The organism is Thiomicrospira aerophila AL3, assembly GCF_000227665.2.
Classification (GTDB): Bacteria; Pseudomonadota; Gammaproteobacteria; order Thiomicrospirales; family Thiomicrospiraceae; genus Thiomicrospira; species Thiomicrospira aerophila.
Genome location: NZ_CP007030.1, coordinates 2,066,116 through 2,087,966 on the forward strand (window position 1 = coordinate 2,066,116; position 21,851 = coordinate 2,087,966).

25 protein-coding genes are annotated in these 21,851 nt (G+C 47.0%); 3 read left to right on the forward strand and 22 right to left on the reverse strand.

Going from position 1 to position 21,851, the window contains the following annotated elements; genetic code table 11:
- Nucleotides 1-3: 3 nt before the first annotated feature.
- From THIAE_RS10015 to mnmG, 10 genes are all read right to left on the reverse strand, one after another.
- Nucleotides 4-543: a F0F1 ATP synthase subunit delta gene (locus THIAE_RS10015; RefSeq protein ID WP_006460107.1), complete on the reverse strand. Its 540-nt coding sequence runs from the start codon at nt 541-543 to the stop codon at nt 4-6.
- Nucleotides 544-555: 12 nt separating this feature from the next.
- Nucleotides 556-1,026 (reverse strand): F0F1 ATP synthase subunit B, encoded by a 471-nt coding sequence (locus tag THIAE_RS10020; protein WP_006460106.1) that lies wholly within the window; start codon nt 1,024-1,026, stop codon nt 556-558.
- 52 nt (nt 1,027-1,078) lie between these two features.
- On the reverse strand, nt 1,079-1,369 hold the full coding sequence (atpE, locus tag THIAE_RS10025; protein ID WP_006460105.1) for a F0F1 ATP synthase subunit C: 291 nt from the start codon (nt 1,367-1,369) through the stop codon (nt 1,079-1,081).
- A 110-nt stretch (nt 1,370-1,479) separates the two neighbouring features.
- Nucleotides 1,480-2,295: a F0F1 ATP synthase subunit A gene (atpB, locus tag THIAE_RS10030; RefSeq protein WP_006460104.1), complete on the reverse strand. Its 816-nt coding sequence runs from the start codon at nt 2,293-2,295 to the stop codon at nt 1,480-1,482.
- A gap of 11 nt (nt 2,296-2,306) precedes the next feature.
- Nucleotides 2,307-2,669, reverse strand: coding sequence for an ATP synthase subunit I (locus THIAE_RS10035; RefSeq protein ID WP_006460103.1), 363 nt, complete (start codon nt 2,667-2,669; stop codon nt 2,307-2,309).
- Nucleotides 2,662-2,943 (reverse strand): AtpZ/AtpI family protein, encoded by a 282-nt coding sequence (locus THIAE_RS10040; protein ID WP_006460102.1) that lies wholly within the window; start codon nt 2,941-2,943, stop codon nt 2,662-2,664. The genes THIAE_RS10035 and THIAE_RS10040 overlap by 8 nt, the downstream gene beginning before the upstream one ends.
- A gap of 190 nt (nt 2,944-3,133) precedes the next feature.
- Nucleotides 3,134-4,006 (reverse strand): ParB/RepB/Spo0J family partition protein, encoded by an 873-nt coding sequence (locus tag THIAE_RS10045; RefSeq protein WP_006460101.1) that lies wholly within the window; start codon nt 4,004-4,006, stop codon nt 3,134-3,136.
- Between the two features lie 12 nt (nt 4,007-4,018).
- Nucleotides 4,019-4,786: a ParA family protein gene (locus THIAE_RS10050; RefSeq protein WP_006460100.1), complete on the reverse strand. Its 768-nt coding sequence runs from the start codon at nt 4,784-4,786 to the stop codon at nt 4,019-4,021.
- Nucleotides 4,786-5,418, reverse strand: coding sequence for a 16S rRNA (guanine(527)-N(7))-methyltransferase RsmG (gene rsmG / locus THIAE_RS10055; RefSeq protein ID WP_006460099.1), 633 nt, complete (start codon nt 5,416-5,418; stop codon nt 4,786-4,788). Before rsmG ends, THIAE_RS10050 begins: the two co-directional genes overlap by 1 nt.
- Nucleotides 5,415-7,331: a tRNA uridine-5-carboxymethylaminomethyl(34) synthesis enzyme MnmG gene (mnmG, locus tag THIAE_RS10060; protein WP_006460098.1), complete on the reverse strand. Its 1,917-nt coding sequence runs from the start codon at nt 7,329-7,331 to the stop codon at nt 5,415-5,417. Before mnmG ends, rsmG begins: the two co-directional genes overlap by 4 nt.
- Nucleotides 7,332-7,505: 174 nt before the next feature.
- Between mnmG and THIAE_RS10065 the strand changes: the two genes are divergently transcribed.
- Entirely contained in the window at nt 7,506-8,039 is a 534-nt protein-coding gene (locus THIAE_RS10065) for a hypothetical protein (protein WP_006460097.1), read from the forward strand.
- Here THIAE_RS10065 and THIAE_RS10940 read toward each other — a convergent pair.
- From THIAE_RS10940 to THIAE_RS10075, 3 genes are read right to left on the reverse strand one after another with little or no spacing between them, the layout of a single operon-like run.
- On the reverse strand, nt 8,013-8,300 hold the full coding sequence (locus tag THIAE_RS10940; RefSeq protein ID WP_084332777.1) for an ATP-dependent helicase C-terminal domain-containing protein: 288 nt from the start codon (nt 8,298-8,300) through the stop codon (nt 8,013-8,015). The genes THIAE_RS10065 and THIAE_RS10940 overlap by 27 nt on opposite strands.
- Nucleotides 8,234-10,507, reverse strand: coding sequence for an ATP-dependent helicase HrpB (gene hrpB, locus THIAE_RS10070; protein ID WP_051418497.1), 2,274 nt, complete (start codon nt 10,505-10,507; stop codon nt 8,234-8,236). The genes THIAE_RS10940 and hrpB overlap by 67 nt, the downstream gene beginning before the upstream one ends.
- A gap of 43 nt (nt 10,508-10,550) precedes the next feature.
- A complete protein-coding gene (locus THIAE_RS10075; protein WP_006460095.1) occupies nt 10,551-12,482 on the reverse strand; it encodes a YdgA family protein in 1,932 nt (643 codons plus the stop codon).
- 105 nt (nt 12,483-12,587) lie between these two features.
- On the opposite strand from THIAE_RS10075, the gene THIAE_RS10080 reads away from it, so the two are divergent.
- On the forward strand, nt 12,588-13,193 hold the full coding sequence (locus THIAE_RS10080) for a flavin reductase family protein (protein WP_006460094.1): 606 nt from the start codon (nt 12,588-12,590) through the stop codon (nt 13,191-13,193).
- 19 nt (nt 13,194-13,212) lie between these two features.
- Here THIAE_RS10080 and queF read toward each other — a convergent pair whose 3' ends face one another.
- The gene (queF, locus tag THIAE_RS10085; protein ID WP_006460093.1) at nt 13,213-14,055 is read right to left on the reverse strand and encodes an NADPH-dependent 7-cyano-7-deazaguanine reductase QueF; all 843 of its coding nucleotides are present in this window, start codon (nt 14,053-14,055) and stop codon (nt 13,213-13,215) included.
- An 86-nt stretch (nt 14,056-14,141) separates the two neighbouring features.
- Between queF and THIAE_RS10090 the strand changes: the two genes are divergently transcribed.
- The gene (locus tag THIAE_RS10090; RefSeq protein ID WP_006460092.1) at nt 14,142-14,339 is read left to right on the forward strand and encodes a hypothetical protein; all 198 of its coding nucleotides are present in this window, start codon (nt 14,142-14,144) and stop codon (nt 14,337-14,339) included.
- A gap of 104 nt (nt 14,340-14,443) precedes the next feature.
- On the opposite strand, the gene THIAE_RS10095 is transcribed toward THIAE_RS10090, so the two are convergent.
- From THIAE_RS10095 to hemC, 8 genes are all read right to left on the reverse strand, one after another.
- Nucleotides 14,444-14,956, reverse strand: a complete 513-nt coding sequence (locus tag THIAE_RS10095) for a ferritin (protein WP_006460091.1) — start codon at nt 14,954-14,956, stop codon at nt 14,444-14,446.
- Between the two features lie 108 nt (nt 14,957-15,064).
- Nucleotides 15,065-17,131, reverse strand: a complete 2,067-nt coding sequence (locus tag THIAE_RS10100) for a TonB-dependent receptor family protein (protein ID WP_006460090.1) — start codon at nt 17,129-17,131, stop codon at nt 15,065-15,067.
- Between the two features lie 87 nt (nt 17,132-17,218).
- Nucleotides 17,219-17,494 (reverse strand): hypothetical protein, encoded by a 276-nt coding sequence (locus tag THIAE_RS10105; RefSeq protein WP_006460089.1) that lies wholly within the window; start codon nt 17,492-17,494, stop codon nt 17,219-17,221.
- Between the two features lie 9 nt (nt 17,495-17,503).
- Entirely contained in the window at nt 17,504-17,659 is a 156-nt protein-coding gene (locus THIAE_RS10110; RefSeq protein ID WP_006460088.1) for a hemin uptake protein HemP, read from the reverse strand.
- Between the two features lie 180 nt (nt 17,660-17,839).
- Nucleotides 17,840-19,021, reverse strand: coding sequence for a heme biosynthesis HemY N-terminal domain-containing protein (locus THIAE_RS10115; RefSeq protein ID WP_006460087.1), 1,182 nt, complete (start codon nt 19,019-19,021; stop codon nt 17,840-17,842).
- Nucleotides 19,018-20,010, reverse strand: a complete 993-nt coding sequence (locus THIAE_RS10120; protein ID WP_006460086.1) for a hypothetical protein — start codon at nt 20,008-20,010, stop codon at nt 19,018-19,020. Before THIAE_RS10120 ends, THIAE_RS10115 begins: the two co-directional genes overlap by 4 nt.
- A complete protein-coding gene (locus tag THIAE_RS10125) occupies nt 20,007-20,831 on the reverse strand; it encodes a uroporphyrinogen-III synthase (RefSeq protein ID WP_006460085.1) in 825 nt (274 codons plus the stop codon). The genes THIAE_RS10120 and THIAE_RS10125 overlap by 4 nt, the downstream gene beginning before the upstream one ends.
- 13 nt (nt 20,832-20,844) lie before the next feature.
- On the reverse strand, nt 20,845-21,783 hold the full coding sequence (hemC, locus tag THIAE_RS10130; protein ID WP_006460084.1) for a hydroxymethylbilane synthase: 939 nt from the start codon (nt 21,781-21,783) through the stop codon (nt 20,845-20,847).
- Nucleotides 21,784-21,851: the final 68 nt, after the last annotated feature.

Genomic DNA, 21,851 nt, shown 5'->3' on the forward strand with positions numbered 1-21,851 from the left:
CAATTAATGGGCGATTGCTGCGCCAAGTTTCTGGATCTGTGTAACTGCGGTGTTTTCAACCACCCAGTCACCCACTTTAATTCGTACGCCGGCAATTAATGCACTGTCAGTGGAATATTCCACATCAACTTCAGCGCCAAATTTAGAATTTAGAGCAGCACTTAATTTGCTTTTTTGTTCGTCGGATAATTCCATTGCAGAAGCAATAGACGCTTTGATACGTTTTTCTTCAGAAGCTTTTAATTCTTCAAAAAGCTTTGAAACAAATGAAAGTGTATTTAAGCGACCCTGCTCAGCTAAGACATTAAGAAAGTTCTTAACTGCATCGGTAGCACTGGCTGCACCCAAAAGACCTAAAAACACATCAAGTTTTTGCTCTTTTGAATGTGCAGGATTGGCCAAAAATTTGGCCATATCATCGTTTTTTGTAATAGCGGCTAAATCAGCTAACACATCAGACCAGCTTTGCAATGCATTCTGCTCTTTAGCATAACTAAACGCAGCTTCTGCATAGGGACGAGCGATGGTGATTAATTCTGCCATATCAAATATCCCTTAGATCTGTTTTACTAGGGCGTCAAGCATCTCGTTATGAGCTTTTGCATCGACTTCCTTGTGCAAGATTTTCTCTGCACCTGAAACTACTAAGGCTGCAACTTCTTTACGTAGTTGCTCTCTGGCACGACTAATTTCTTGCTCAATATCGGCTTGGGCGGCCGCTTTAATGCGTTCAGCTTCTTCTGCTGCTTTAACCTTAGCGTCTTCGACGATTTCGGTACTGCGTTTTTCAGCTTGGCTCAACACATTTTGAGCTTGTAACTTAGCGTCTTTTAGCACTTCTTTAGCGCGCTTTTCAGCTAGTTCAAGCTCATGCTTGCCTTTTTCTGCCGCTGAAAGACCGTCAGCAATACGCTTTTGACGATCTTCTAGTAGCTTAGACATTGGCCCCCACAGCACCTTATTCACAAACCAAATCAATAACACGAAGGAAATGATTTGAATGATTACGGTTGCATTAATATTCACAGTGGTTACCTCGTCATTCGTTGATAATAGTTACAATTAAGCTCGGAGCTAATTAAGCACCGATAGCTGCTTGCATTGCACCAACGAATGGGTTAGCGAACAAGAACCACATCGCGAAGGCTAGGATGATGAACGGGAAAGATTCCATCAAACCAGCGAAGATGAACATGTTAGTCATTAATGCTGGACGCATTTCTGGTTGACGTGCAATACCTTCTAGAGTTTTAGAACAGATTAGACCCCAACCGATTGCTGAACCCAGACCTGCTGCTGCCAAAATAACCCCAACACCAATTGCAGTGGCGGCGTAAATGTCGGCAATCATCATTGCTGTTACTTCCATTGACTTTCTCCTAAGTTTTTTACAGTTAAAGTTAAAAAAGCTTTTTACCAAAAGGTAGGTGCGCTTAAACCCTGAGGGGTCATAGACCCCGACTTCTTTACCTATCGCTCTTAGTGCGCTTCGTCATGCGCCATAGAGAGATAAACAATCGTTAATACCATGAAGATGAATGCTTGCAAGGTAATAATTAAGATATGGAAGATCGCCCAGCCTAAATCAAGAATGGCTTGCAACGGCGCCCAGAAAAGTGCGGCTGCACCGACGGCCATCGTGCCACCAATCAAGGCGATCAACATAAATACGAGTTCACCCGCGAAAATGTTACCGAACAAACGCAGTGCCAATGAGATAGGCTTAGCAATTTCTTCAATGAATGTCATCACGATGTTTACAGGAATTAAGAACTTACCAAATGGGTGGAACAAGAATACCTTCATGTAGCCCACAAAGCCTTTAAATTTAACGTTGTAGTAAATTACCAATGCGAACACTACTAGCGCTAACGCTAAGGTCGTATTTAGGTCAGTGGTAGGTACAATTTTAAGATAGGCGTCTGGATTACCTGTCACAATTTGGAATAAATATGGGAATAGATCGATTGGGATCAGGTCCATAAAGTTCATTAACCAAACCCACAAGAAAATGGTCAGTGCCAATGGAACAATTAATGGATTACGATAGGGGAATGACTCTCTCACCGTTTTATCAACAAAATCTAGAATAGATTCAATAAAGTTTTGTAATCCACCTGGAACACCTGTTTCAAGACGACGACCAACATAGGCCGCCACCCCGATAATAAGCATGCCCAACATGGCACTCACTATAATGGTATCTAAATGGAAGGTCCAAAATCCACTTCCGACATAGTTGTTTTGCAAGTGGTGTTGTATATACTCAACACTGCTCGGTTTTTCAGCACTCAAGAGTCTTCTCCTTAGTCAGTCAAACGACGCTTACCCGCAAGATTGAAAATTTGACCTACTGTCATCGCAATAAATGTAATGACAACAGGTAAAGCCTCGAACTTGAAGAGCGCCAGCCCAATAATAAATAACGCAGCTAACAGCACAAACCGTATCACTGCACTCATATATAAAACTAACATGCCGGTTTTGGGATCAGTCTCTGAGCGCTGATTGGCAATTCTAAACGTCGTAGTTAGCATTAATACGTTTGCTAACCCAATCAACATGCCATAAATTGCTGAGCCCGCTTGACCCCAAAACGCGAAAATCAATACGACAACAACCCCAATACCTAGTTGTATTAACAGGCTTCTTTGTGAACCCTTAGCCATTGTTAACATCTTTGGTGGATTGTTTGTCCATTCTGTTAACCATGTGTTGCACTTTTCGTGCTCCACCGATCATCCCAAGCACCCCACAAATAAGCATAAAGATTGGCGTAGTGCTTAGCAGGTAATCAATAAAGTAGCCAACAATAAAACCAGAAATAATCATGGCGGTAAACATTTGGCCTGAGCCAATCATCAAAAAATTGAAACCTTGCTTCGGCTTGTCTTTGTTTACTTGTGCGCTATTCGATACCGCGTTTTGCTCTTGATCATTCATGCACTTTATTTTCACTGGTTATTGGCAAAGCCTGCACATATTAAACCTTTCAAGATTTAATTGCTAGTATTTCGTTATCTCAATAGCAACTCAATCTAAGCCTATTTTAGTCAACTTGCTAGATTCTGCGTTTTTAGTTAATTAGGCCACTAGGTTTTGTGCCTTAAACTCAAACAATTAGTTTAAAAATTTATTTTATTCGACCCAATAAATGCTGCAGCTCTTCAAGATCGCTATAGATGATTTCCATTTTGCCGCGTCCGCTCGCATGATGCTTGATTTTAACCTTTGCACCTAACTGCTCGGCAAGCTGTTGTTCTAACGCGCTAATATTCGGATCAATAGTTCGAACAGGCGAGTCTTGTACTGTAACTTCAACGCCGACCGTGTCACGCTGTTGAATAGCCTGTTCAATTTGACGCACCGACCAGCCTTCATCAATAGCCTGCTGTGCTAATTGCACCTGATCAGACCCCTCCAAGGTTAGCAGGGCACGCACATGGCCCATACTTAACAGCCCATCTTGCAACCAGTCCTGCAACAATTCTGGCAGCTTCAGCAAACGCAGTAAATTCGTTACGGCACTGCGTGAGCGCCCGACGGCCTCGGCCACTTCTTGATGCGTTAGTTCAAATTCGGTTAATAATCGTGCCAGCGCTTGGGCTTCTTCTAGCGGATTTAAATCTTTCCGCTGAATATTTTCAATCAGCGCCATGGCCAGTGCTTGCTGATCTTCAAGTTCACGAATCACTGCTGGAACCTGACTTAAGCCGGCTAACTGCGCAGCGCGCCAACGACGCTCTCCCGCAATCAGCTCATATTGCTGCTCGGCGACTAAACGCACAATCACCGGCTGAACCAAACCTTGTGCTTTAATCGAATCGGCTAACTCCTCTAGCGCGTCTTGATCAAAATGTTGCCGAGGTTGATAACGCCCTACTTGTATTGAGGTCACATCCAGCATCGCCATATCCCAATCTTTTGATCGATTTAGGCTTGTGGGCTTAGTTGCCATCAATACATCGAGCCCCTTACCCAATCCTGAATGCCGTTTTGCCGCCATCAACTTATTCCTTTAAAACTTGAGTTTGCGTGCTAATTCATTAGCCAGCGCTAAATAGGCCATCGCACCGGTTGAATTCGCATCATAGTCTAATATGGATTCCCCATAACTAGGCGCTTCTGCTAAACGGATATTACGCGGAATGATCGTTTGCAGGACTTTTAAACCAAAATGCGCAACCAGTTGATTTGATACATCATTGGCTAAATTATTACGTCTATCGTGCATAGTGCGCAATAAACCATCAATCGCCAAACTCGGATTTAAATCTGCCTGCACTTTACTGACGGTATTCATCAGTGCACTCAAACCTTCAAGCGCAAAATACTCGCATTGCACTGGCACCAATAAGCCATCCGCCGCAGCCAATCCACTCAGGGTCAACATATTCAAACTCGGTGGACAATCAATTAACACCACATCATACTCATCCACACAGCTGGCGATAGCCTGCTTTAATGCCAGCGCTCCCTGATCTTGGTTAAGCAGTTCAATTTCGGCTGCGGTTAAATCGCCTTGCGCCGGAATGACATCCAGGCCTGCTTGTTCGGCTCGCAGACGCACTTGATGACAACTGACACCCCCGACTAATAAATCGTAGGCGCTATAAGCCAAATCGCCGCGCTCAAAACCCAATGCAACCGTGGCATTGCCTTGCGGATCTAAATCGATCATCAGCACACGTTTTTTAAGCTTTGCTAGGCCTGCGGCTAAATTAACGCTGGTAGTGGTTTTACCCACCCCGCCTTTTTGATTAACTACTGCGATAACTCTTGCCATTAATGTGCTTCCTGCTTGGTTAATCGAACGAGATAACGCGCGGCGTCTAATTCAGGTACCGCTAATGACCAGGCCTGGTGAACATAACCTGCCGGCACCTCTTGCAATTCATCTTGTAAGGCTTGCGACTTCATCGACCATAAATGGCCATCTGGTGCTAACAAGCCTTGAGTTAGGCTGGCAAAGTTACCTAAAGCAGTAAAGGCTCTCGAAATAATGGCGTGATACTGGTGTTCATGCTCCTCAATTCGCTCATGGCACACGGTGACATTATCCAATCCCAGCTGCCCTTTTGCTTGCACTAAAAAACGGGTTTTTTTATGGTTACTGTCTAAGAGACGAATCGGCAAATCAGGCATAACAATGGCTAAAGGAATGCCGGGTAAGCCCGCACCCGTGCCGACATCCAGCAAATCCCTGATACCTTCGGCCCGTAAAACCGGTGCGACAGCTAAACTATCAAACACATGTTTTACCAGCATCTCATCAGGATCACGAATAGCGCTCAGATTATAAACGCGATTCCACTTATCCATCAATTGCACATAATCCAATAGCTGGCGATGCATCTTAGGCGTTAGCGCTAATTGCAACTGCGCGGCGGCTTGGGTTAAGCGTTGTTCAGCACTCATTCAATTGCCGCCAACCCAGCCTGTTTAGCAGCCACCTCAGCGCGGTGCTTTTTCATAAAAATCAGTAACAGTGAAATCGCCGCCGGCGTGATGCCGGAAATACGTGACGCCATACCAATAGTCGCGGGTTTATGCTGACGCAGTTTTTGTTTAACCTCATTCGATAAACCCGAAATTCGTTCTAAATCCAAGTCCTCAGGAATAGGCGTATTCTGCTCACGGCTGGTTTTTTCAATTTCTTGCAATTGGCGTTCAATATAACCGGCATACTTGGCTTCAATTTCAATTTGTTCAACGACATCAGACGCCACCACTTGATCACCAAACACACTGAGTTCAGCTAGGGCTTGATAGGTCACCCCAGGGCGACGCAATAAATCAAACAGCGTGTGTTCTTTGCTCAGCGGTAAATTCATCAAGGCTTCGGCTTGTTTCGCTTCTGGATGGGCAGGGTGAATCCACACCTCTTTTAAACGCTGAGTTTCAAGCTCTAACGCATTGAGTTTTTGCTCATAGGCCGCCCAACGAACATCATCGACTAAACCAAATGCCCGGCCTATTTCGGTTAAGCGCTGGTCGGCATTGTCTTCGCGCAACAATAGACGGTATTCCGCGCGCGAAGTAAACATACGATAGGGTTCTTGCGTTCCCAGCGTAATCAGGTCATCAACCAACACCCCTAGATAGGCTTGATCGCGCCGTGGATACCATAACGCCTTATCTTGTGCCGCTAAGCCGGCATTCAGGCCTGCTAGTAAGCCCTGCGCGCCAGCCTCTTCATAACCGGTGGTGCCGTTAATTTGACCGGCAAAAAACAACCCCTTAATCGCTTGGGTTTCGAGAGTAGGCTTTAGACCACGGGGATCAAAATAATCATACTCAATGGCATAGCCAGGACGCATAATCAACGCATTCTCAAGTCCAACCATTGAACGCACAATCTTCACCTGGGTTTCAAAAGGCAAACTAGTTGAGATGCCATTAGGATATAACTCTGTTGTGGATAAGCCTTCTGGCTCAATAAACACCTGATGCGATGTTTTATCGGCAAAGCGCATCACCTTATCTTCAATAGACGGACAATAGCGTGGCCCCACCCCTTCAATCACGCCAGCATACATCGGTGACTGATCGAGCGAACCGCGTATCACGTCATGCGTGTGTTCGTTGGTATGAGTAATGTAGCAAGGAATTTGTTTGGGATGCATCGCGCGCGAACCCAAATAAGAAAACACCGGCGCAGGGTCATCGCCCGCCTGGACTTGCAACTGGCTAAAGTCCACCGTTCTGGCATCAATACGCGGCGGCGTGCCGGTTTTTAAACGACCGACCGGCAAACTGAGCTCTCGTAACTTAGCGGCAAGGCGATTCGCCGGTGCATCACCGGCGCGACCACCTTCATAGTTTTGCAAGCCTATATGGATTCGACCCGCTAAAAACGTACCCGCTGTAAGCACCACTTGTCGCGCATAGAAGTTAAGATTCATTTTAGTAACCACGCCAACAACCTGCTCACCTTCGAGCAATAGATCCTCGACTGGTTGTTGAAACAAGGTCAGGTTAGGTTGCTGCTGCAAACGTGACAAGATAGCCTGCTTGTAGAGTAGCCGGTCCGCTTGCGCTCTCGTAGCACGCACGGCAGGCCCTTTCGACGAGTTGAGCGTCCGAAACTGAATACCGCCTTCATCGATCGCCAAAGCCATCGCACCACCCAGTGCATCAATTTCTTTAACCAAATGGCCTTTACCTATGCCGCCGATGGCAGGGTTACAGGACATGGCCCCAAGCGTATCAATATTATGAGTAAGCAACAGTGTTTTGACCCCCATGCGCGCCGCCGCCAAAGCTGCTTCGGTACCTGCATGACCGCCGCCCACTACAATCACATCAAAGTGCGTCATTGCCTTATCCATTTGCCCACTCACTCATAGCATCAAGCTAGTATTCGATTAAAGCCGTTATTTTATCACAAAGGGGGCTAGACCCAAGTTTTGGATGTAAAGCGTAGAAAAGCAGACACAGCGTGGGTCATTTGAGTTTAATATAATCAAGTAAATAAAAGATTGGCAGGCATATTTGGAGTCATTATGCGTCGATTAAAAATCAGTTTATTGGCAGGGGTTGCGCTGGCGACTTTGACGGCATGTCAATTAGTGGATACACCGAAAAACTATGGGTTGCAAGCGCCCCTTCAACTAACCCTATTAGCCGATTTACACTTTGCACCTGGAACACTGCGGTTTGTCTTTCAGGACGGTGAAGGCTATAACGGTCGCCAATTTAACCATTGGCGTGAACACTGCCGGATAGAACTGCGCTATCTGTCCGATACGCCGCAAACCCTTTCGGCAGGGCAATATAAAATTGAGCGTATTCAGTTTGGCAGCGAACAGGTTGCCAATTTGGAACAGGGCTGGCTAAAAACCAGCGACGGGGCCAACGATAACCCGCCTAAAATAATGGAGTTAGTCCACTTTTATAGCGCCGACGATCAAGATTTTTATCGGCTAACCTGTGCGAGCGCACTTAGTGATGGCAGCACGGCGGACTACCCTTATTTTATGCGCCCGAATCCACAGCGGATCCAAGAAATTTTAGGTGATTGGGCGCGGCTTAATTGAGCGGCCGGGTTTTTCGTCCAACGGTTTATCCGGCCAGCGATGGCGTGGATAACGGCCTTTCATATCTTTAATCACCTCAAAATAGGAGTTGCGCCAAAAGTGAGCTAAGTCAGCGGTGGTTTGAATCGGCCGCCGTGCCGGTGACAGAAGCTCAAATGTCAAGCTAACCTGCCCCCAGGCCAATTGCGGTGAACTTAACTCGCCAAATACCTCTTGCAGTTGGAGCGATACTTTGGCAATTTTTGGCTGACTATAATCGATGGCGACTTTTTTATCGCTTGGAGCATGGTAAAACCGAGGGCTTCGCTCTCCAACACTTGCTGTTGATCATAATCTAACAAACTGTGCATTATCGCCACCATATCTAACTTTTGCAGTTCTTTAATGCGGCTGATGCCCGATAAATAAGGCGCTAACCAGCGGTCGATATTGGCCGACAACCAGGCCTGGTCGTAACTTGGCCAGTCGGCGTTCGCGGTCTGACTTAAATCCGCCAACCAACGTAATCGCGTTAAATAGTCTTGCGCCGCGTCAGTCCACGGCAATAAATCCAAATGGTTGGCCAACACCGCCAATAACGCGGTTTGAAACTCGCTCGGTTTAATGGCGTCGGTCGGTTTTTCGCTTAATACCAACTTGCCTAAACGGCGCTGCTCGCTGGCGATTAATTCGCGTTTTTTGGCATCAAAACGCAACCCGATATGGCGTTCTATCTGTGCTGAAAAGGTGTGTTCAATGCTCGCTAAATCTAACGGCGCCGCCAGATAAATACGCCCTTCTTGGCGCTGGCCGTCGAGATTCGCAATCGCCAACCAGGCCTGCTGACCTAACGGATCTTCATTTTTTAATAACGCGCCTTTGCCATTAGATAACACATAACGCGGCTCATCACCTTTGCGTCGCTGCGCAATACGGTCGGGGAAGGCTAAAGCAACTAGCGCGCCGCTTTCGGTTTCGATTTGCGCCAAACTTAGCAGTTTTGGTGCTGATAAGCGGAGTTGTTTACGCCAACTGTCAGCATTTTTTAATGCCTGCTCAATGGCGGCGATTTGAATGACGTAATCCTGTTTGGCTTGTTTAGGGTTTTGCCGATACGCCTGCAATACCATTAAGCGTTTAATTAAATCCGCCGACGGCTCATTGCGTAAAATATCGCCCTCCGCCAAGAGTGCGGCAATATCCAACGCCAGCGTTTGCTGTTCGACTGATGGGTTTTGGACACTTAACAACATTCGCGCTAAACGCGCATTCAGCCCCAAGCCTTGCGCCGCCTGACCCAGCTCAGTCAAACTGCCCGCTGAAGTTATGAGTTGCAACTGTTCCAATAGGCTTTTCGCCGCAGCATAGTGTGCAGGCGGCGGTGAGGTCAGCCAGCGTAATTCGGCCGGTGAGTTCACCCCCCATAACGCCAACTCCAAACACATATCTGACAAATCACTTTGCGTGATCTCTTCGGCCTCAAATTCTGCCATCTGTTGTTGCTGCGACGCCGACCATAAGCGATAACACACCCCGGGCATCACCCGACCGGCACGGCCTTTACGCTGCTCGGCGGCGGCTTGCGAAATCCGTTGCGTCACCAAACGGGTCATGCCGCTGGACACATCATACACCGCTTTTCGCGCCCAGCCCGAATCGACGACGGCATCAATGCCATCAATGGTTAAACTGGTTTCGGCAATATTGGTCGCCAATATAATTTTGCGTCGGCCTTGCGGATCCGATACCAGCGCGATTTCTTGCTGATCGGTGGATAATTGACCATATAGCGGACACAGCACCAGGCCTGGTGCAAGCGGATCTTGCAATAAAGCCTGCAGGCGTTTAATTTCCGCTTGCCCCGGCAAAAACACCAACACATCTTTACGGCTGGTTTTGAGCGCTTGGTTAATCAGCTGTTTTAGCGATGGCAACCAGTCGTTCGGATGACTGGATGTCAGTGCCTGTGGAAGATAATGGGTTTCGACCGGAAAACTGCGACCTTCGGATTTTAGGATGGGTGCTTTATTTAAAAACGCACTCACTTGATCTGTGTCAATCGTCGCCGACATGACCAAGAGTTTTAAATCATCGCGCAAGGCCGACTGCACCTCTAAACACAAGGTGAGTGCCAAATCGGCATGAATCGAACGCTCGTGAAACTCATCAAAAATCACCAACGCCACATCCGACAATTCAGGATCGGACTGCACACGGCGCGTTAAAATGCCCTCGGTCACAATTTCCAATCGGGTATGCGCCGACACCTTGCGCTCATTCCGAATCTGATAACCAATGGTTTGCCCCACCTGTTCGCCCAATAACGCCGCTAAATAATTCGCAATCGAACGCACCGCCAATCGGCGCGGCTCCAGCATGACAATTTTCTTGCCGGCTAACCAATCGGCTTTTAATAACGCCAACGGCACGGCGGTGGATTTACCCGCCCCCGGTTCGGCCTGCAACACCAGGCCTGGTGCTTGCGCCAAAGTCGCAACAATCTGCGCTAAAAGCGGGCTTATAGGTAACAGCTTACTGCCCCACGCCTATTTCTGAAAAACGCAACTCGACATCGGCCACATTATCACTGTGTAAGCCCACCCAAATCGCATAGTCACCTGATAGGGGTTGAGTAAACACCAGTGCGGGATCCAAGGCTAAACCTGGATAGTCATCGTTGCAATGCCATTGACCGCTCGGATCTCGCACAATTAAAGTGGTATCGGTTAGCCCGCCCAACACATAAATAGATAAATCAAACTGACCCGCACGATAATTTAACGTCACATCCGGACGGCTGGCATTGACATAGCCTAAACATTGCCATTGCGTGATCACACTCACGTCCTGATCACCACCGGCTTGTAGCGTCACCACCGTTGGATCAGGTGCAAAATCAGCCGCCAACTCAACATATTCATATAAAGGTGACGCAGCATAATTTAGCAGGCCTGCTAATCCTGTAGCATCCGAGCCAGTTGGTTGTGAATGTGCCGTTTCAGTATCGAGCGCCCAACCCATTAAATTAGCCGCTAAATCAACTAGTGCCATCGCATCTTCAACAGGTAAGAAATCCTCGCCATTAATCTTGACCTGACCCTGTTCAACGGCTAGAGCAAGCGCCAAATCGCTGCCCGTTTGCTGCAGATAATTCTGAGCCACCATCTCGGCGATACTGACATCAAGTTGCGCTGTAATCTCTGTTTCATCGGCATTGAAAGGCCAAAAGCTTAACGCTAAACGATCCAACATCGGACGCGTCATGCCTGCCGTGAGGTTTAAGCGAATATTTTGAGTCAGTGCCTCACTTAGATTAGTTAAACCATCCCAATCTAATGCCACATTAGGCTGGTAGCCCAACAACATCTTAGCCGTTAAGTGTTCTGTGTCCGTCAAGCGCAGACGCAATTCATCGAGATGGAAACTCGGCCCCGCTGCGAGCAAGCGCTGAACCGCATTTATAAGCGCTTGTTCGTCCAACTTATCTAACTGTTGCACCGCCAGCATTAAATCTTGATAAGCTTGCCAGTCCAAATCACGTAACGCCATCACTATGCTAGCGCCTGCGAAGTCAAACACCGTGTCATCGGTCGTTAAGGCTGTTGGGCCAAGCTCATAACGCACCTGGGTATCGAGTTTGTTATTGACAACCTTAGAATCGCCCACAAGCTGAATTTTTTGAATGCTTAATTTATCCGCATCATCAGCAAAGCGCACTTCGCCCACTCGCGCGGCAATATCGCCCAACCACAAATAAGGCGCCGCACGGGTTAAATCATGTTGATACTGAATGTCATCAAGCTGAATACTCAAATCCTCTTGCGCCATATCCATGTGAAGCATCGCTAGACGCCCATCTGCCGTCATCTGAGTGAGGTCATCAGCAAACCGCAACTTAAGCTGGCCCCCCTCCCAGACTAAATTGGCCGATTCTTGGCTGTCAGGATCAATTAAGCGACCGCGATAATCAATCAACCTCGCTTGCACAACGAGTTCACCGTTGAGTGCAGCATAGGCCTGAATAGCCATTAAAGGGCGCTGCCCTGGGTATTGGGGTAAATAAGGACGCAAACTGGCTGGCAATGGAATGTCATAATGGGTGCTGGCGAGACCCAAACCGGAGGGCGTCACCGAACGACCTAACCAAGGGCCTTGTTTAACCGGCAACTGACCTTGCAAAGCAATACCCTGTCCATCAGGCCTTAATTCAAGAAACAAGCTATAAGCCGGCGAATCAACGGTGGGCTGCCAAACAAGATCATAATGCAACTGCCCTTGCAGCAGGCCTGGTTGATAGTCAAAGCGATTCACTCGCACATCATCTCGGGCAATCAGTTGCGCTTCATAAGCAAGAACCTGTTTTTTGACACCCTGGCCAATCCAGCCACTAGCCGCAAAAAAACCGATTATGCTTATTACGACTAAACCTAGCCCCGCTATCAGCGGTAATTTTACGCGCGTCATACGCCATCCTTAATTTTTGACCAAAATAGCATTATCATAATTTGTAGTTAAAAAAGATAGCCAGGCGCACTTAAATTTTACCCACCCTCAAACCAGGATAGCTTAATGTTTCATCACACCGAACAACTCGAAGCAGGACAAATTTATCAGTATCTGGTTGACGCCATTCTACCGCGGCCCATTGCATGGGTTAGCACTCTTAATGCTGAAGGTATTGCCAACCTCGCCCCCTATTCATTTTTTACCGTTGCCAGCGTGAATCCGCCGATTCTGGCAATCAGCCATATTGCACCGCGCCAACACCACGCCAAAGACACCCTGGCCAATCTTCAAGCCCATCCAGAATGCGTGGTCAATATTGTCAGCGCAGACCTCGCCGAACAGATGAATGCCACCTGTGCCAATCTAGCCAATGACATCAATGAATTTGAAGTCGCACAGGTCACGGCCATCGCCAGCCAGCAAGTTCGCCCACCCAGTGTCGCTGCCGCTAAGGTTCGCTATGAGTGTCGCCTAAACAGCATTCAAACTCTGTCCAATGCACCGGCGGGGGGCAGCTTAATCTTATTAGATGTCGTCGGCATTTTTTTAGCTGAAGAGGTGATCAACCAGGAGGGCAAGATTGATGGCACACGACTTGATGCCATCGGCAAATTAGGTGGTGACGATTACAGCTATACCCGTGACACTTTTGCGATGCCACGACCTTAAAACAAACGTCAGCTTTAAACTACTGCCGCACTAAACGCGGCATCACCGCTTCGCTTTGAAAGTTACTACGAAACGGATTAATATCCAAGCCGCCACGACGGACATAACGCGCGTACACCGTTAGTGCGTCTGGCTGGCACTGACGTTGAATGTCACAAAACATCCGCTCCACACATTGCTCATGAAACTCATTATGATCGCGAAACGAAATAATGTAGCGTAACAGACCCGCGCGATCGATCTTAGGACCGCGATATCGAATCACTACCGTACCCCAATCAGGCTGACCGGTCACCAGGCAATTGGATTTCAGCAAATGGCTGTAAAAGGCTTCTTCAGCATATTGATTCCCGGCACGCAAAAATCCAGGATTGACTTGGTAGGTGTCGATGTCCAAATCTTGAAAATCTAAACACTCCGCACGATCAATATCAGACACCAAGCAAGGTTCTTGATTAAGGCTAGATAAATGCACCTTCACCTTGCCACCGGCCGCCGCCGATAAATCCTGCTCCATAATATGTGCCACCGCAGCTTGACTATCAAAACGACTCGCATTAAACGAGTTAAGATATAACTTGAACGACTTGGATTCGATAATATTGGGTGTATCGGCACGTAAAATAAACTGACCTATAGCGACCATCGGCTTCCCTTTTGGATTAAGCCATGAAATTTCATAAGCATTCCATACGTCAACACCGGTAAAGGGCAGTTTTTGGCCGCTAATATTCAGCTCATCACGCTTAGTTTGACGCGGAATAGGAAACAATAAACCTGCATCATAGTTCTGCGGATAAAGCGTTGCTTTACCCAGCTGACTCGCGGCCACATCCCCTACTAATCCATTCGCATCACTCATAGATTGCGCTCCATAATAAAACTGTCATTATTTTACCATTTCAGATTGCATAATATAACGCGGTTTAGGTTCAGAGGATTTTATTCATGTTAGCAACATTGTTTTTAGGGATTTTAGTCACTTTTGGCAGTCTAGCGGCGCTGTGGATTGGCTTTATTCAAGCGCGAAAATATCCTCGGTTTGAAAAACTCAATAGTCGCAAAGCCAATCAACGCATGGTGCAATTGACGATGTTGTTCTATGCGCTAGGGCTCGTGTTTACGATTTGGTTAATGCTGCGATAAGCGATCTCAACAAAAAAACCGAGCGCTAGGCTCGGTCAAAGATCTTTAGCGGTCATGACTAAAGACGGAGGATACAACACAATGAAAAGAAACACACCCACAAATTAGTGGCTATGGGTCGTTGCCAAACGCTGTAAGTACTGATTAATCAGATACATAGCTTCGCCGGTTTCACCTTTGAAGGCGACCAGTTTCACTTGATCCAAAATGCCACGGAACAAGACTTCTTCTTCGCGCTGTTCAGCAATAAAGAATTGCAGCATATTAAAGGTGTTGAAATCTTTGAAATCCAACGCCATTTCAGCCATCGCATTAATCAACGCGGTCACTTTAAGCTCATGCTCAAAGGCTTTGTTAATCATATCCACCAGGTTTTTAAACTCGGTCGGCGGCGCAGCCACTGCACCGACCGTCACCGGGGCATCACACTCGATTAAGTAATCAATAAACTTGTCGCGATGCGAAAGCTCTTCTGGCACGTGTTGGCGGAAAAACGCCGCTGCACCTGATAGACCTTGCTCTTCACACCAGGCTGACATTTGCAGATACAGATTCGAGGCATACATCTCGGCCGTGATCTGCTCGTTCAGTTTTGCAATCATTTCTGGTTTTAACATAGGGTTCTCCTTCATGAATAGGTATGGCAAAACGCCTACAATTCATTATAGGTAAAAATAGGGCTGAGGGTCATCAAAGCGACCCCCAAAATGTGTAAACCTGGTGGTTTAGAACTTGTAACGCGCACCTAGCTCAAAATTACGTTCTGCGCCAGGAAAAATACCATCTGGGTTACGCCCAGAAATATATTTTTCATCGGTCAAGTTTCTTACCACACCGAACAAACTTAACTGCTTATTAACGTCATATTTAGCACTTAAATTGAAAGTTGTGTATGCTGGAATTTCACCACGACGACCATCAGTACTTTCAGCCCTGGTATTTTCAGGGTCAACAAATTGAGCAGATACATGATATGCACTTAATCGTGTTTTTAAGCCACCTGTTGAGTAATTAACGCCAAAGTTTGCAGTCAATTCAGGTGAATAAACCAAACGATTTCCTTTGCGATCTTCTCCAGCAACAATTTTTGTGCTGTTGTATTTTGATACTGGAATATAAGTGGCATTCATATCCGCTGACCAACCAAAACCAAAGTCAAATGCTAACGCTGCCTCTAAACCTTGATGAAGTGTTTTACCTGCATTAGTAGATGTAGCACCAACGCCTCCTGCTTCTGATTGAGGAACAATTTGGTTTTCAAAGTCCATATGAAATGCAGTCGCTTCATAAGACAAGCGATCAACTGCGCCACGAATACCCATTTCAAAATTTGTTGAACGCTCCGCTTCTAACTCCTGATCAACGCCTCCAGAGCTTATTGCTGTCGCAACCATTGCGGGTGAAAAACCCTTAAATGCGCCAGCAAACACCTGTGCCTGAGGAACTATCTGCCAAGTTGCACCAATGCCAGGTAAAACCTCAGTATTACTTGAAGTTCCAGACGCGCCAGTTAATTCATTTTTACGACTTTGACTGTATGTTTCAACCCTTAGACCTGGCGTGACCGCTACAGTATCACTGACAATGAATCGGTTTTGACCGTACAAAGCAATACCATTTGCTTTTTGCGTATCATCTGATGCCAAGACCCCTGATCGTGCATTAGGTGATCTACCATTTACGCGTTTGTTACTTAAGGAATCCGAATGCAATCGCACCCCGATTTCACTCTCATTTTGCATACCAAATGCATCGTGAGTTACGTTCAAACGGGAATCAACCCCCATCATTTCAAACGTTCTGTTGCGACCACCAGTACAAGTTACTACACCATCACAGGTTCTAAAAGTTGTTCCATCAGCTGACCTAGCTGTTACATCCTGACGCCAGTAATCACGATTTAGTTGACTCCAATAAACTAAAGTATTTAATTTTGTATTTGCATTGATTTGTAGCTCATGATTAACATCAAAAGATTTTCGATCAGTAATAAAGTAGTCATTTGGCGCGGGATTTTTGGTTGGATTATTCTTATACTCATTTGGTCGCAATCCAACATAAGACGTGTTTATTTCATTTTCATAAAACGAAAACTTTGCACTTACCATTTGGTTATCACCAATAGCCATACCGCCTTTAACCATAATATCCGTCATATCAAAGCCGTTATTTCTAAATCCGTCGCCTTGAGATTTAACAATACTAATACCACCAAAAGCATCACCAGACGGATTAGAACCGCCCGCATCTAATCCTATTAAACGATATCCGTGCGAACCAGCCTTTGCCGTAACCGCCACACCATCTTCGGGTATTTTGGTGATATAGTTAATCACACCACCAATAGTTGTTGGTCCATAACGTAACCCTGCGGCACCTTTCAGTACCTCAATTCTTTCCATTCGCTCAATGCGAGGGCTATAGTAAGATTCGTTCGCCAGGAAAAGACCTGGAGCAACTGGCACACCATCCTCAAGTACTAAAACTTTTTGACTTCTATTTGGATTTAATCCTCTCATACCAATATTAGGAATGAAGCCGTAACCTTCTTCGTCACGAATAGTAATCCCTGGAACAGTTTTTAACGCATCTTGAACAGATGTGGCTTGGATTACTTGCAAATCTTCTTTAGTCACAATGGCTACCGAACCCGGTTGTTTCGTAATAGCATCTTCACCTTGTCCGACCACATCAATACGCGGGAGTTGTTTGCTGTCGGCTAATACCGGCGCGGCCATCGCAGCGGCCATACTGATTACCAGGGTTTTTAGAGCAAGTTTTGGAGTAGACATAATGATTATCGTTCCTTTGTTATTGACCTGGCTTGCTATTGCTGGCTGGAGTCTCGTTCTTAGATAGTTTTAAATGGTTGTTAAAGGTTAGTTGGCGTAGATGCCGACCCAATGAACCGTGTGCGTGGTTGCGCAACCTTGGCCTTTTGAGCAGGTTTCGCGCGACGGACAGACTCGACAGAGTTGTTGGGCACAGGTTTGTAAGCAGAGGCGTTGCACCTGATCGCGACTCGCAACGTCTAGACAATCCACATCAGCGGCACACAACACACCCAGCCGAAATAGTTCAGCCAATTTTGCTTCGGAGAGGGCAAGGTGAATCTGCGGTGTATGAGTTGACTGCTTCTGGGTTGGCTGTGTCATGGCTAGTCCCTACTTGGTTAAGATCAGTTTGTTTTCTTTGGTTAAACGCAATACATATTGATGCTGGCCATGCTGAATGGTAATCAGCTTTTGGCCGGCTAATAACGCCTGACTATCAATACTGCGCATAGGTTTTTCAGCTTTGTTCTGTGGCAAGTTATTCACAGGTTAATCCAATATCAAGCAATTAATAAAATGTAAATGATAATAAACCTCAATTTTGTTTTGCTATGTTAATGAATCATTTTCACCATGTCAAATAAAAATTAATGCTATTTGCAACAAAAACCTATTACCCTAAAATTTGTGGGGTAATAGGTGCCAAGAAGGGATGGAAAGATTGGATTAATACTGCGCCGAATAGGGCAGTTGTGCGAGGGCTTTTTTGTAGGTGAGTGCGGCCTGACTGTCTTCACCCTCAGCCTCATAGCAATGGGCAAGGGCATGATAGGTTTCCAGTTCTGGCTGGAGCGCTAAACTTTGATTGAAAAAATGGTGTGCCTGTCCCCAAAGCTGACTTTGACAGGCCAAACGCCCCAAGGTTAGCAACAGCACGGCACTGTTCGGATGCGCCTCTAACCAGGCCTGCGCCCGCTTAAAACGATCAAATGCCGGACCAAATTCGATGCGTCCGTACCAATAGACTAAAGACTCGTCCCATTGTTTTTTAAGCGCCTTCTCAATCAGCTGCGCCAGTGGCGCGTCATGTTCAAAGCTAAGTGCTTTTTTAACATATTCAGTCAGTACAACCGGTTGCAACTGAGTACGATGCGCTAAACCGTCCCAGATTGTCGTCAGTGAGGGCAAATCGACCGCTTGTTGAATTTGCATAACCAGCAACTCTTGTTCAAGATTGGCGAGCTGATCTCGCGATAGGCCGGCGTATTTTTTCAAACTTGGCCAGATTTTAATCATTAACCCCAACCGCTGTTGCTGCTTCAACAAGCGCCAATAATCCTGTAACACTACAGGATGCTTTGTATGAATACGCTGAAGCTCTGCCAAAATAACTAGCGCAGTATCAGGCTGCTGTGCAGTCAATAATCGCGCTTCGACTAATCCAATGGTAATGTCTTCTTCAGGGTAACGCTGGCGTGCTTGCTGTAAATATTGGTCACGGCGCGCGGTGGCTTGTTGCGCATCCGCCATTTTGGCCGCAGCCAAATAATGCATTACGCCATTTTCTGACAGCTTGGCCGTGGCAATTAATTGTTTTTCAGCTTGCGCCCAATCGGCCAGCTCTTGGGCAATTAGTCCTTTTGTTAGGCTAGTTTGGGCTTGCTGATAGCGTTTGAGCTGGCGTCTTTTCCGCCAGGCCTGTGGCAAATTCCATAGCCCAACCCATAGCCGTACCAACAGATAAAACACCACCAATCCAATCGCTAACAGCGCAAGGATTAAGCCTAAACTGGTGGTAAGTTCCCATTGCTCCCAACGCAACACCACTTCACCCAAATTAAGTACTGCTAAACTTGCTAAGGCAACGCCAACTACGAAAAACAAACCCCAAGAAATTAAGAGTTTCATGGTGTCGCTCCTTGCTCTTGGTTCGGCTCGTTAGACGTCGGTTCCACTTTTTTTAGGGTGAACAGGTTATTGAATCGGCTTAGCAGACCCTCAAAGGTCGGTGTCATCTCGGTCACGATTGTTTCGACTTCGGGTGCTAACTTAGCCAACCAATCGGCTTGCCATTGCGCTTGTTCATTGACTAACTCGCTTAAACGCTGTTGAAACTGGTCTAACTGATTCGCTAATTCTGCTTGACCCGCCTGCCATTCTGGATCTTCCGTTAAGGCTTGCAGGCCTGCTAACGCCTGATCCGCTTGTTGTTGTAGGCGCTGGACCTCGGCGCGTAACTGCGCCAAGCCTTGTTCTAACTGTCCTTGCGCTTCGGACAACTCTTGATTTAGATGACCGAGTGCCATTTGCATTTCAGCTTGAATGGCATCACTATCAATATCCGGTACACTCACCGCGGGCGGCGTCACCTCCGCTAAAGTTTCTGGAACAGAAGGAGGTGCGATTGCAGGCGCACTTTGCTCACTTAATTTAGCAATGTCTTGTGCATGCTGCGCCAATAAGGCTTGCATTTCAACAAGTTGCGCTTCTAAGGTTTCATAATCACGTAAAAACGAACGCGCACCGCCTTGAAACGATTGCTGCCAGTTTTCCAGCGCGGTTATTTTTTGTTGTTGATAAGCAATTTTTTGCAACAGTGGCGCAATCTGCTGCTCCAACTGCTGTTCAAGAACCGCATCTGATGCCAGGCCTGCTTGAGCCATTTCATACAAGCTCGCTGTACGCTGCTCCAAGGCAATCCAGCTGGTCGCACCTAATAAAATCCCCGTCATGGCTAACATTGCCAACCAGGGTTGTTTAGGATTACGCAATAGCGATTTGGGTTTTGCTTGTTTGGACTTCTCAGCTTGTTTTGGCTGAGTGGTCGCGGCATCGGTTTCAACAAACTCCCCCTCAACAACATGATGTTCTGCTTTTGGGGTAATGGGTTCATTCATGGTGTATTCTCCTCGTGAAGGGGGCGACTTAACAATAGTCTTATTTGATTGAGCATACTCGATTGCGATGCATTTTCACAGACCCGCTGCGGGCCATTGAAACCTAACCTGTTTAAACAATCGGCAATCGTCGGGGTCAGTGCAATCACACCCACAACCACCTTGTCATTAGCTAATTGGCACCAGGCCTGATAATGTTGCCACCAAATCTGGGCATTTTCTTGACTGGTCAATAGCACCCAGTAGCTGGAGCTTGGCTCACTTAACGGGGCTAACCAGGCCTGCCAAGCGGCCTGATCTAATGGCAAAGCATCGCGACGATAAATCGGATAAAAACGCACGGCCGCGCCTTGCTGGCTGAGTTGCTCAGCCAGCCAATCACGCCCAATTTCACCGCGCACGATCGCGACTCGCTTGCCACTGACCTGGTTAAAAATGGGCAGCGCCAACATGCCCTCACTGTCGTAGCGTTGCGGTATCGGTTGTAAACCCGCCCAGCCTAGTGACGCTAATGACTGCCATGTCGCCTGGCCAACCGCCACCAAAGCCACACCTTCAGCGCCTTCCTTACCCTCACTGGGTGGTGAAGGCAGCTGATGTTGTTGCAAGGCTTGGCTAAAAAAAGCCACTGCATTGGCACTTACAAACACCCAAATATCGGCATCTAACCAACTAAATGATGATTTCAAGCTCTGTTCTAAAGGCAAGGCAACCAGCTTTTGTAATGGCGCTTCAATGACCCGCACCTCTGACGACCAGGCCTGCTCAATCGCTCGAGTCAATGCCTGGGGTTGTGGACGGGTATTGAGCAACGAAATCAACTGACGCCCCAGCTTAGGCTGATTGCTCTGGTTGATACAGCTTAGCTAGAATCTCCTTGGCACCGGCTTCTAGTAATGCCTGACCAATTAGGCGACCCAAGCCTTCCGCTTGCGAAGCCGGCGCGCGGCCTTCCATCTTGATCATTCGTGAACCATCCGGCTCAGCCACCAAACCACGTAACCAGACCTGGTCATTCTCTAGCAAGGCAAAACCGCCAATCGGCACCTGACAGCCGCCATCTAAACAGCGGTTCATGGCACGCTCGGCTTTAACTACCGTTTCAGTCGCCGGGTCGTTTAATACCGCAATCAAAGCTTGAGTGTCGGTGTCTTCAGCCAGGGTTTCAATCCCCAATGCGCCTTGAGCCACAGCGGGCAAAATTTGCTCGGGAAGCATTTTGCATCGAATCCGCTCGTCTAACCCTAAACGCTCTAAGCCTGAGGTCGCCAATACAATCGCATCATATTCACCGGCATCAAGCTTACCCAGACGAGTCCCAACATTGCCCCGCAAAAAGCGTATCTCTAAATCCGGACGCATCGCTTGAAATTGAGCTTGGCGACGTAAACTCGACGTGCCTAAAATAGCGCCCTGTGGCAGTTCATCTAAGCTGGCATACTTATTAGATACAAACGCATCGGATGGATCGTGACGCGCCATAATGGCACTTAACGCAAAACCTTCTGGCAATACCATTGGCACATCCTTCATTGAATGCACGGCTAAATCGGCTTGACCAGCCAACATTTGTTCTTCTAGTTCTTTAGTAAACAGGCCTTTACCACCTACTTTGGCTAAAGGCACGTCTAAAATTTTATCGCCGCGCGTACTCATTGGCACCAAAGTCACCGTTAGGCCAGGATGAGCTTTCTCTAACTCAGCCTTAACAAACTCAGCTTGCCACAAGGCAAGGGGACTTTTTCGGGTAGCAATACGCAACTGATCTTTCATGGGTTATCCTTTTGTTTAGTCGTACCATACATTTTACTCAAATAGTGCGCGCAAATTTCGTTAAAATA